This window comes from Mycobacterium sp. TH-M11 (genome assembly GCF_057473725.1).
Genome location: NZ_JBYCLD010000180.1, coordinates 1 through 9808, shown reverse-complemented (window position 1 = coordinate 9808; position 9808 = coordinate 1). Strand labels below are relative to the sequence as shown.

Here is a 9808-nt window from a genome sequence, read left to right as displayed (position 1 = left end):
CGGCTGCTGCTGTCCTCGGTGAACATCACCGGGTCATGCGCGCTGGACCCGTAGACCTCCGACGTCGACTTCAGCACGACGCGCCGCACCGATGGCGCCTTTTGACAGGCGGCGAACAACTGCATCGCGCCGAGCACGTTGATTTCCTTCAACGCCGCTCCGCTACCGGGTCGCGGCGAAAATGACGCCGCGGCCGCGTGCACCACCGTGTCGACGTCGCCGTTACGGATCACTTTGGCGACGAAGGGATTGCGGATGTCGGCGCGCACAAACTCGGCGCGCCCCATCCGGCGCAGCATGTCCTTGCTCGGTGCGACGGCGTCGACGGCGATGACCCGGTTGATCGTCGGGTTCTGCGCCAGCCGCGCCGTCAAATAACCGCCCAGGAAACGGCAGGCACCGGTGACCAGCACCACGTTCGGGGAGCTATCGGCGCCCAATCCCGACTGACCGTCCGACGAGTCCACTTGGCCAGCCTAGCGACGGCAGCGAGCGGTTACTTACCGAGTTTTCTGCGCTGCACCCGCGTCCGGCGCAGCAGCTTACGGTGCTTCTTCTTCGACATCCGCTTACGCCGCTTCTTGATTACTGAACCCATAACTCCGCTATCTGTGCTGGATTGCCCGACTCCTCCGCGGGACGCTGTGCGTCCCCCGTCGTCGCCGTGCGGTGTTGGCGGCCCGAGTCCGCCATGGCCGGGCATATGCAATAACCCGCACACTCTACCCGGCAAGGCAGGTGGAACACCAAAGCCGCTGCCGGCGAACGGCCGCGGGGCTTAATCCGCGGCCAAGTCCAGCGCGACAGCGCAACGGCTTGCCGAACGCAGGCCCGACATGCCGACCCCCGTCCGGGTCGATCAGCCTCCGGGCCGAATCAGCCGGCGTCGAAGTACGAACTCTCCAACATGTCGTGCACAGCCTTGGCGTGCACGCGGAAGGACCGGCCGACGCGCACTGCGGGCAGTTCACCGTTGTGAACCAACCGGTAGACCGTCATCTTGCTGACCCGCATCAGTGCTGCCACTTCTGCCACGGTCAGAAACTGCGTCCGGGGCTGCTGGCCGTCTACGGAACTTGTGTCTCGTCCCGATTTCCCGCCAGCCGATGGCCCGTTCATAGACGTCATCGCAACCCAATCAGTCAGGCTCCTGCAGTCCCAGCGGCTTCCCCTCCGCTGGCACCCACAGGTGCTACCAACAAGGAGAATAGCGGGACTACTGAGGTTATTGCGACGGGTGGTGGCGAATAAATAAAATTCTATAAATTACTCGGATGTAATTCTTAGCTGCTCAGAGCGGGTTTTTGCGGCCCGCACCGCGGCGTCGACGGCCGCTCGCAAACCGCCCTTTTCCAATTCTCGCAGCGCAGCGGCAGTCGTCCCGCCAGGTGAGGTAACAATGGCGCGCAGCCGTGCCGCAGTGGTGTCCAACGACAAGTCACGCCCCGAATCCGAGCCCCTTTCGCGGTCCTGCTCCATGCGGTCCAGCAACAACGCCGCCGAACCGGCGACCGTTTGGGCAACCAACTCCGTCGCGACAGCACGACTCAACCCTGCCCCGACGCCGGCATCAACCAGCGCCTCGATCAACAAGAAGAAGTACGCCGGACCCGAACCCGAGATCGCCGTGACGGCGTCCATGTGCTCCTCTGCGACCGTCAGCACCGCTCCCACCGAGTCGAACAGCGCCGCGACCTCCTTGAGCTGCTCGGGGGTCGCAAAGCGGCCCGCAGCCATGGCGCTGATGCCGGCTCCGACCAACGCCGGCGCATTGGGCATCACCCGCACCACCGGAGTCCCGGCCAGCAGCTTGGATTCCAGGTAGGCCGTGCTCACGCCGGCTGCCACGGTGATGAACACCTGATCGGGGCTGTCGTGTGCGGCGTCGGCGGCGAGCTTGCCAATATCGCCGACCACCGCGGTCACATCCGAGGGCTTGACCGCGATGATGACGAAGGTGGCGTTCTCGACCGCATCGGGCAGCGAGGTGACCAGCACGCCATAGGTGTCGGCCAGGTAGCGCGCGCGATCGGGCATCCGCTCGGCCACCACCAGGTCCTTGACCTGTCGTCCGGCTCGTAGCAAGCCCGACAGCAGGGCTTCGCCCATGCTTCCCCCACCGACGAGCGCGATTCTGGCCATGTAGCTCAGCATGGCAGACGCCGCCAAGTTTTTCGCTAGGGCGCGGGCACCATCGCCAGCTGGCGGCTCTGCACGATGATGCGGCCTTCTCTGTCGACGACGGTGTGGTCCTCGTCGAACCAGTCCTGGCCGATCTGCACGCAGGTGCACACCACCCGCAGCCAGCCGTCGGCGGGCAGGCCCCGCAGATAGGCGGTGAGCTGCACGGTCGGCGCCCAGCCGGTGCGGTTGACCGCGAAGCTCACCGGCGCCGAAATGTCGCCGCACAGCAAGGCGAACAGCACGTCGGGGGCCACGTCGCGCGGCCGCACCCAGTTCTGGATCACCGGCGGCCTGCCGTCGGTGGAGATGCCCAGCGTCGAGGTCAGCGTCCGCACCTCGCAGCCCTCGGCCAGGTTCACCAGCCCGGACAGCCGGTGGCCGCGGCCGATCGGTTGCACATCGTCGGGGGGTTCGGGGTCCATCAGGCCGACCGCGGGATTGGCCGACAGCAGCGGCGGCGCCATGTGCTCTGGCTCCCCCAGCGTGACCACGGCGTGCACGGCGGCACGGTCGCCCTGGATCAGCTCGACGTCGACGACGCTGATCCGGCGGCCACGCTTGCGCATCGCGGTGACCAGTCGCATCGGGCCCGGGTCGGGGGCCGACAGGAAACTGGCCGAAATCGCGACCGGCTCGACTGGTCCGCCGTGTGCGGTGCGAGCGGCGTTGGCGCACAACGCGACCATGGCTCCGCCGTGCACCTTGGGCCCGATGGTCCAGACCTTGTTCAACTCACCCTCGTAGACGGTGTTGACGCCGTCGGTGTCGATCTCGCGAAGCTCCATCGCCTCGGTGAATAGCGCGGTCAACGTGTCGAAGTTCCTTCTGGGTCAATGGCGCCGCTCGTCCTCATCGCTTCGCTCTGCATCGTCGTCGGCGGTGTCATCGCAACAGGTGCGTGCGAGCGAATTGCAAGGACTCGGCCAGCATGGCCTCGCGCTCGTGCACCGACCGCGCCGACGACGTGGACACCTCCAGCACCACGTGGCCGGCGAAATCGCCGCTGGCAAGCAGCTGGCACACCTCGACCACCGGTTGGGTGCCGCGACCTGGCGTCAGGTGCTCGTCAGCAGGCAAGCCGGTGCCGTCGCACAGATGCAGGTGCACCAGGCCCGGGCCCATCCGCTCGGCCATATCCAGCGCATCGGTGCCCGCGGTCGCCGAATGCGACAGGTCCAGCGTGTAGTGGGCGTGGTTGCCGTCCAGCGGGTCGTAGGACGGGGCAAACGCCGAGATCCCTGGCCCGGGACCACCACCGCGACGACGCATCCGCTCCATGGTCTGGCCCGGGAAGAACCGGTCGGTGCGAAACGGGAACATGTTCTCCACGGCGACCAGCACGTCGCTGGACGCCTCCAACTCGGCCACCTGCTCGGTGAAGCCTTCGACGTAGCGGCGCTGCCAGCGAAACGGCGGATGCACGACGACGGTCTGGGCGTCGAGCTTTTCGGCGGCGCGCACGCTGCGGTCGAGCTTCGCAATCGGGTTGGCACCCCACACGCGTTGCGAGATCAGCAGGCACGGCGCATGCACCGACAGCACCGGCATCCGGTACTTTCGCGACAGTTTCGCCACCGCGCCGATGTCCTGGCTGACGGATTCGCCCCACACCATCAACTCGACGCCGTCGTAGCCGAGGTCGGCCGCAAACGCGAAAGCGGCCTCGGTCTTCATCGGGTAGACCGAAGCCGTCGACAGACCGACCTTGATTGCGGGGCGCACGTGAACTCTGTTGCGCCTCAGCCGGATTGCAATAACGCTAGCGGCCCAAGCGTGACCAGTGCCCCTACCGCCACCGCGATCAGCGTGCTGCCGATGTCCTCGGTCTTGCGCACCACCCGCACACCGATCACCAAGCCGAGGATGACCAGCACCGAGAGCACCAGCGACACGATGTTGTTCCAGCGCCATAGCTGATCGAATGCGATGAACAGGCCCGCGCCGAATCCGACGGCCACCAGCGACTGCAGCACGACCACTGCACCGAACCGCAAGCTCTCTGCGCGTGACCAGGTGTGCGGCTCATCCGAATCGCCGTCTTCGGGGTAGTCCTCTTCTTCGGCGATATCGTCGACGTCGTGATAGCTGGCGCCGGAGCGCGATTCGACGTCGCCCTTGCCGGTGTTCGACCGCAGATACGACCGCACGTAGGCGGAGTCTTCGATGGTCGGGTCGGCGTCGCGCACGTCGGTGTCCATCACGTCCACCGGCATGCCTGCGTAGTCCTCCAGCGGATCGGGGATCATGGCTTCGGCACCGGCCCGGTCGGTCGACGTGTCCTCGCGCGACTCGGGCTGATCGGCCTCCGCGCGGGCAGTGTTGAACACCGGGCGCGGGTAGGCGCTGCGCTGCGGCCGCTGACCCTTCGCGGCAGCCGCCTCCTCACGTGGACGGGGCGGCGCGGACGTCGGCCAGCGCGGCTCGGGCTGCGACCAGAACTGTTCGGCCGACGGCTCGTCGGCGGGGGCCTCGACGACCTGCTGCTCAACCCGGGCCCGCCCGTTAGAGCGATGCGCGTGTGACTCGGGTGCCGGGTGCTCGTCGGCGTCGGGCTTGGCGTCGTCGGGATTGGTGTCGTAGGGCTTGGTGTCGTCGGTGATGACAGGAATTTCGCCGGTCAGCTCGGCAACGGTCACCGCGTCGGAGTTCCCTCGACGACGACGACGACGTGTCGGGGCCGGAGCACCGTGCGTTCCATTCTTGGCGAGTAGCTCGGCAACTGAGATGGGTCGGGTGGTGTCGTTGGATCCGGTCATTTTTTGCCGCCGTTCCGATTGGCTCGCTGGCTTCCAGCATCCCGCATGGACGTTTCGACGAGGGCGGTTCCGTCAGCTTCGCTGTCGAGTTTGCGCAAAATGAGACCCTCTCTCAGCGCCCACGGGCAAATGTCCACCGTTTCTATCGACAGCGCTCGCATACTCGCCTCCGCAACCAGAGCGCCCGCCACAATTTGTGGCGCTCGCTCGGCGCTCACCCCTTCCAGCTCCGCACGGTCAGCGGTCGTCATCCTAGAGATGAAAGATATGAGTTGTCTGAGGCCATTCGCCGTTAACGCCCGCTTAACCCGCGGCCCCGCGGCCGACGGGGCGGCCCCGGTGAGGCGGGCCAGCGAACGGAAAGTCTTCGACGTTCCCACGGCCAGGTCGGGGATGCCGGCGTCGAGCATCTTGGCCGCGGCGTCGGCCAGCTCGGCGTCCAACCAGTCGCGCAGCATCCCGACTCGACGTCGGCCGGGCGGATCGTCGTCGAGCCATTCGCGGGTGAGGCGGCCCGCGCCCAGCGGCAGCGACATTGCGACTTCGGGCTCCTCGTCGACGCCGTTGGACAATTCCAGCGAACCGCCGCCGATGTCGATGTTGATGATCCGGCCCGCGCTCCAGCCATACCAGCGGCGAACCGCCAGAAAGGTCAGCCGCGACTCGTCGACACCGCGTAGCACCTGCAGCTGCACGCCGGTCTCCTTGCGGACCCGAGCCAGCAGATCGTCGGAGTTCTTGGCGTCGCGCACCGCCGAGGTGGCAAACGCCATCAGCTCGGCGCAGCCAGAACTGTCGGCGATCTTCTCGAACTCCTCGATCGTCTCGATCAACTTGTCGGCGCCCTTACGAGTGATCCTGCCGGAGTTGTCGATCGACTCGGCCAGCCGCAGCGTGGCCTTGGTGGAACTCATCGGCGTCGGATGCCCGCCGCGACGCGCGTCAACCACCAGCAGGTTGACTGTGTTGCTGCCGACGTCGAGGACACCTAATCGCACGAGACACAACCCTACTGGTGAGGCGCCTGGCGCAACGATTGGTCTACCGTGAAAACTGTGGCAAGCGCGCATCCCGACCACCCTGGCGAAGTCGAATTGGACTTCGCGCGTGAGTGGGTCGAGTTCTACGACCCGGACAACCCCGAGCACCTGATCGCCGCCGATCTGACCTGGCTGCTGTCCCGGTGGACGTGTGTGTTCGGCACGCCGGCATGTCAGGGCACGGTCGAAGAGCGCCCCGACGACGGGTGCTGTTCGCACGGCGCGTTCTTGTCCGACGACGACGACCGGGCCCGCCTCGACGATGCCGTATCCCAGCTCACCGACGCCGATTGGCAGTTCCGCGAAAAGGGCTTGGGCCGCAAGGGCTACCTCGAACTCGACGAGCACGAGGGCGAAGAGCAGTTCCGCACCCGCAAATACAAGGGCGCCTGCATCTTCTTGAACCGGCCGGACTTCGCCGGCGGCCCGGGCTGCGCGCTGCACTCCAAAGCACTGCAAATCGGCGTTCAGCCGCTAACGATGAAGCCGGATGTCTGCTGGCAGTTGCCGATTCGCCGCAGTCAGGAATGGGTGACCCGCCCAGACGGCACCGAGATCCTGAAAACGACGGTCACCGAATACGACCGCCGCGGCTGGGGCGCCGGCGGTGCCGACCTGCACTGGTACTGCACCGGCGACCCGGCGGCCCACGTCGGCGCCGAGCAGGTCTGGGTGAGCATGGGCCCCGAACTGACCGAGCTCCTCGGCGAGAAGGCCTATGCCGAGCTGGCCGCAATGTGCAAGCGGCGCAACGGTTTAGGGCTGGTCGCCGTGCACCCGGCGACGCGGGCCGCCGAGTAGCGTTGTCGCCCAGGTTTTGTCACTCCCCAGTATGGCAACCGTTGGGTCACCGTCTGGCGAATAGCTGGACGCCCGCGTGGGTCGCGGCTACCGCCAGACGCTCGTCGATCGTGGCGAGTGGCCCGCCGAGCCGCTCGGCAAGCACGAGGTAGGACGCGTCATACGCGGTGAGCCCGTGGCGCAGAGCCTTGGCAAACACCTCGCCCATGGTCACGGAGTGGTCGAGCTGGATGGGTAGTGCTCCCAGGAGCTCGAGAAATCGTGCGGACTGCGCCTCGGTCAGTCGACCACGGCGCTCGGCGATCAGGAGCACGTTCGCCACTTCGAGCGGCCAGATGCAGGGGACCGCGGCTTCGTCATCGCGCAGAGCGTCTAAAGCCGCATCGGCAACGTCGCTGACCTCGTCCTCAAAGCACCAGGCCATCGTGATGCTCGTGTCGATAACAAACACCACTCAGCGGCGACCTTCGTCGATCATGCCGCGGATCGACTCGGTGCCTCGCCGGGCGCCGACTCGCGCGCTTCGCAGCGCCGTAATCGTCTCGTCGCGGTCGGCGCCGTGCAGATCGACAGGCACGAGGCGCGCAACGGCTCGACCATGCTTAGTGATCGTGATCGTCTCGCCGCGCTCGACCTGGTCAAGCAAGCGAGGCAGATGCGTCTTGGCCTCGTACGCTCCAACGGTGCTTTCCACAATCATCAGACTAGTCTGCAACTAGTCTGATATAGAGCTTGGCCTGCACCTTTCGCGAGCGCCGCGGTGGATTCGGGATGCACGGCCCTCGACGTCGGATGTCGTCCTCAATCACCGGCGCCACCTGCGGTGAGTCACGATTGCTATCATGCATTCATGACTCAAGTGACCTGGCGCGCTCCCGGGGAGCTTGTCGAGCGAGTACGGCAGGTGGCGTCGCGGCGTGGCTGGAGCCTGAACGAATACCTCACCCGATTGGCTCAGGCTGCGACCGACCCTGCTCTCGCCGGGAACGATTTCGACCGGCTTCGTGAGCGCCTCGCGTTGGCTGGGCTGTTGGTCGAGGCTGAACAGCGGCGCGCCCGGCCGGATCGCGATGCTGTCACACGCGCGCGCAGGGCCGCGGGTGAGGGCACTCCGTTGTCTCGCCTGGTTGTACGTGACAGAGGGTGAGAGCTGCCGTCTTTGCGGATTCTTCCGCGTTGGTCAAGCTCTACGCCGACGAGCAGGAGTCGGATGACGTCAGAAAGCTGTCGCCCTTGGTGGTCAGTCAGTTGGCTCGAGTCGAGATTCCGGCAGCACTTTGGCGGAAAAATCGCATGGGTGAACTCACCGCCACAGATGTCGCTGTCCTCGTTGCCGACTTCGAATCGGACTACTTCGGCGACATCGACGAGCCATCGCGGTTCTTGGTCGTTGCGGTCACCGCGGCCGTGTTCGATGCTGCTGCACACCTCGTGGCCGTTCACGGGCTGCGGGCATACGATGCGATGCAGCTCGCAAGCGCCTTGACGGTGGCCGATGCGGTGCCTGGCGGTGTCGACTTCCTCGCGTACGACGGCGCGCTCGCCGCGGCCGCCGCAGCAGAAGGATTGACGGCCCCGGCGATGCGCCGCTGACCGTTTGGCCCTCGCTGGTCGCGAGCGCCAGGGTGGACCGGGACCAAACAAACCGAGCGCGACGAGATTGCGCACCGGGGCGGTCCATTCCTCGCTCCAGTCGGTCGTCAGCGCAAGGAACGTTTCCGGCTCATGCCGCAATACCGCTTGGGCAACATCGTTTTGATGAAACGCGACGACGCCGGTGACGAACGTCTCGACGGTACGTTCGACCGGTGTCCCGACCCCGAGCAAGCCGATGAGGGCCTGCCTGAAGAAGGTCCCGACTTCCCGCACGACCACAGCCCGCACGATCCGGTTCTTATCTCCGAGTCGCCTGTTGACCGTCCGCCGGGTCACGCCAGCCCGGCGCGCGATGTCGTCGATCAACGTCCGGCGAAAACCATGAGCCACGATCAGTGCGCGCGCCTCGTCGAGCAGTCAGCGGTCCTCGTCCGACAGCGCCGCCACGACACCGAGCACGTCGCTCAGGGTGAGGGGCATCGGCCAGATTTTTCGGTTGCGGCCGACAAGAACTACGACCTGTTGCTGCCCGTGCTGGCGCAGGCCGGATTCATCGCCCGCGGCCAGCAGGTTCCCGCTCGAGGAGATGTTGCGCCTGTTCGTCGAGCCCCTGCGAGTCGACATGTTCCACTACAGGCGCAAGTGGCTCCTGAAGGCGACGTCTGATCAGATGGACCGGACGGTTGCGAACCTCAAGGTCGCCCGCCAGCTCGACCTGCCTCCCCTGCTGGCAATGCCGCTACGGGTGATGGCTTCGATGGTCGCCATCTCGGTGCAGCTGGATGCGCACGTGCCGGTCAGGCCCCTGGCAATCGACCTACTCCCCGGCTTCGCTGAGGCCGCGTAACGCTGGCCGCGGAACCGAATTCCGCAGGCTTTGTCACCTTGGCTGACGCCACTTCGCCGGCCACCATCGGCACAGCACAGCGCATTAAGCCTCGGCGGTTTCCTCGCCCCCTTCGGGCACCCGCAGGTCATGGGCGTGAACATTCATCCAGCCACTCCGGTGTAGGTCGACGCAGCCTCCCGGTCCGTGCCCACCAGATTGAGGAGATGGGCCGTGATCGCTTCGCAACGTTCGTAGGGCAAGAAGTGGCCGGCGTCGTGGAAGATCACCATCGAGCTGTTGGGAAGGTGATCGGCGATCCGCCTGGCATGAACGGGCGAGGTCAGCCAATCCCGGGTGCCGGCCATGACTACGACCGGCATGTCACGAAACGCCGTCAACGCGTCATAGCGATTGTGCTGCAACAGCGACCGGCCCAAGGCCGCGACTGCGCGCGGATCGCTTTGTGCGGCCTGCATGACGGCGCGGTTCAAGTCGTGTCGACGTGGATATTTGCCGAACACGCCCCGTGCGCCTTGCCGCGTGAGGAACAGCGGCTTGCTCGGCGTCTTGAGTCGGGCCGCCAGCAGCAGCGCGGCCCCCAG

14 protein-coding genes and 1 pseudogene are annotated in these 9808 nt (G+C 66.1%); 3 read left to right on the top strand and 12 right to left on the bottom strand.

The genetic code is table 11. The features are described 5' to 3' along the window. The 8 genes from AC2VOG_RS08000 to AC2VOG_RS07965 form a co-directional block, all read right to left on the bottom strand. A partial coding sequence (locus AC2VOG_RS08000) for an NAD-dependent epimerase/dehydratase family protein (protein WP_486939378.1) occupies window positions 1-467 on the bottom strand: 467 nt, incomplete at its 3' end. Between the two features lie 29 nt (window positions 468-496). Beyond that, window positions 497-598 carry a 30S ribosomal protein bS22 gene (locus tag AC2VOG_RS07995; protein WP_003402602.1) on the bottom strand — a complete coding sequence of 34 codons (102 nt, stop codon included), beginning with the start codon at window positions 596-598 and terminating at the stop codon, window positions 497-499. A gap of 278 nt (window positions 599-876) precedes the next feature. Next, a complete protein-coding gene (locus AC2VOG_RS07990; RefSeq protein ID WP_486939377.1) occupies window positions 877-1128 on the bottom strand; it encodes a cell division/environmental response transcriptional regulator in 252 nt (83 codons plus the stop codon). 138 nt (window positions 1129-1266) lie between these two features. After that, on the bottom strand, window positions 1267-2142 hold the full coding sequence (gene proC, locus AC2VOG_RS07985) for a pyrroline-5-carboxylate reductase (RefSeq protein ID WP_486939376.1): 876 nt from the start codon (window positions 2140-2142) through the stop codon (window positions 1267-1269). Between the two features lie 35 nt (window positions 2143-2177). Further along, window positions 2178-2993, bottom strand: a complete 816-nt coding sequence (locus tag AC2VOG_RS07980; RefSeq protein ID WP_486939375.1) for a thioesterase family protein — start codon at window positions 2991-2993, stop codon at window positions 2178-2180. A 73-nt stretch (window positions 2994-3066) separates the two neighbouring features. Beyond that, window positions 3067-3906 carry a sugar phosphate isomerase/epimerase family protein gene (locus AC2VOG_RS07975; RefSeq protein ID WP_486939374.1) on the bottom strand — a complete coding sequence of 280 codons (840 nt, stop codon included), beginning with the start codon at window positions 3904-3906 and terminating at the stop codon, window positions 3067-3069. 17 nt (window positions 3907-3923) lie between these two features. Beyond that, complete coding sequence (locus AC2VOG_RS07970; RefSeq protein WP_486939373.1) at window positions 3924-4940, bottom strand: hypothetical protein; 1017 nt, start codon at window positions 4938-4940, stop codon at window positions 3924-3926. Next, on the bottom strand, window positions 4937-5938 hold the full coding sequence (locus AC2VOG_RS07965) for a Ppx/GppA family phosphatase (RefSeq protein WP_486939372.1): 1002 nt from the start codon (window positions 5936-5938) through the stop codon (window positions 4937-4939). The genes AC2VOG_RS07970 and AC2VOG_RS07965 overlap by 4 nt, the downstream gene beginning before the upstream one ends. Before the next feature lie 48 nt (window positions 5939-5986). On the opposite strand from AC2VOG_RS07965, the gene AC2VOG_RS07960 reads away from it, so the two are divergent. Then, a complete protein-coding gene (locus AC2VOG_RS07960) occupies window positions 5987-6781 on the top strand; it encodes a DUF3109 family protein (RefSeq protein ID WP_486939371.1) in 795 nt (264 codons plus the stop codon). A gap of 46 nt (window positions 6782-6827) precedes the next feature. Here AC2VOG_RS07960 and AC2VOG_RS07955 read toward each other — a convergent pair whose 3' ends face one another. Further along, window positions 6828-7232, bottom strand: a complete 405-nt coding sequence (locus tag AC2VOG_RS07955) for a type II toxin-antitoxin system VapC family toxin (protein WP_486939370.1) — start codon at window positions 7230-7232, stop codon at window positions 6828-6830. 3 nt (window positions 7233-7235) lie between these two features. Continuing rightward, window positions 7236-7481, bottom strand: a complete 246-nt coding sequence (locus AC2VOG_RS07950) for a type II toxin-antitoxin system Phd/YefM family antitoxin (RefSeq protein WP_486939369.1) — start codon at window positions 7479-7481, stop codon at window positions 7236-7238. Between the two features lie 443 nt (window positions 7482-7924). Here AC2VOG_RS07950 and AC2VOG_RS07945 point away from each other — a divergent pair, with 443 nt between their 5' ends. Next, entirely contained in the window at window positions 7925-8374 is a 450-nt protein-coding gene (locus AC2VOG_RS07945; protein WP_486939368.1) for a type II toxin-antitoxin system VapC family toxin, read from the top strand. A 339-nt stretch (window positions 8375-8713) separates the two neighbouring features. On the opposite strand, the pseudogene AC2VOG_RS07940 reads toward AC2VOG_RS07945, so the two are convergent. Next, window positions 8714-8767, bottom strand: a pseudogene (locus AC2VOG_RS07940) (hypothetical protein); the annotation flags it as partial. 280 nt (window positions 8768-9047) lie between these two features. On the opposite strand from AC2VOG_RS07940, the gene AC2VOG_RS07935 reads away from it, so the two are divergent. Next, window positions 9048-9224 carry a hypothetical protein gene (locus AC2VOG_RS07935; RefSeq protein ID WP_486939367.1) on the top strand — a complete coding sequence of 59 codons (177 nt, stop codon included), beginning with the start codon at window positions 9048-9050 and terminating at the stop codon, window positions 9222-9224. A 143-nt stretch (window positions 9225-9367) separates the two neighbouring features. Here AC2VOG_RS07935 and AC2VOG_RS07930 read toward each other — a convergent pair. After that, a partial coding sequence (locus AC2VOG_RS07930) for an alpha/beta fold hydrolase (RefSeq protein ID WP_486939366.1) occupies window positions 9368-9808 on the bottom strand: 441 nt, incomplete at its 5' end.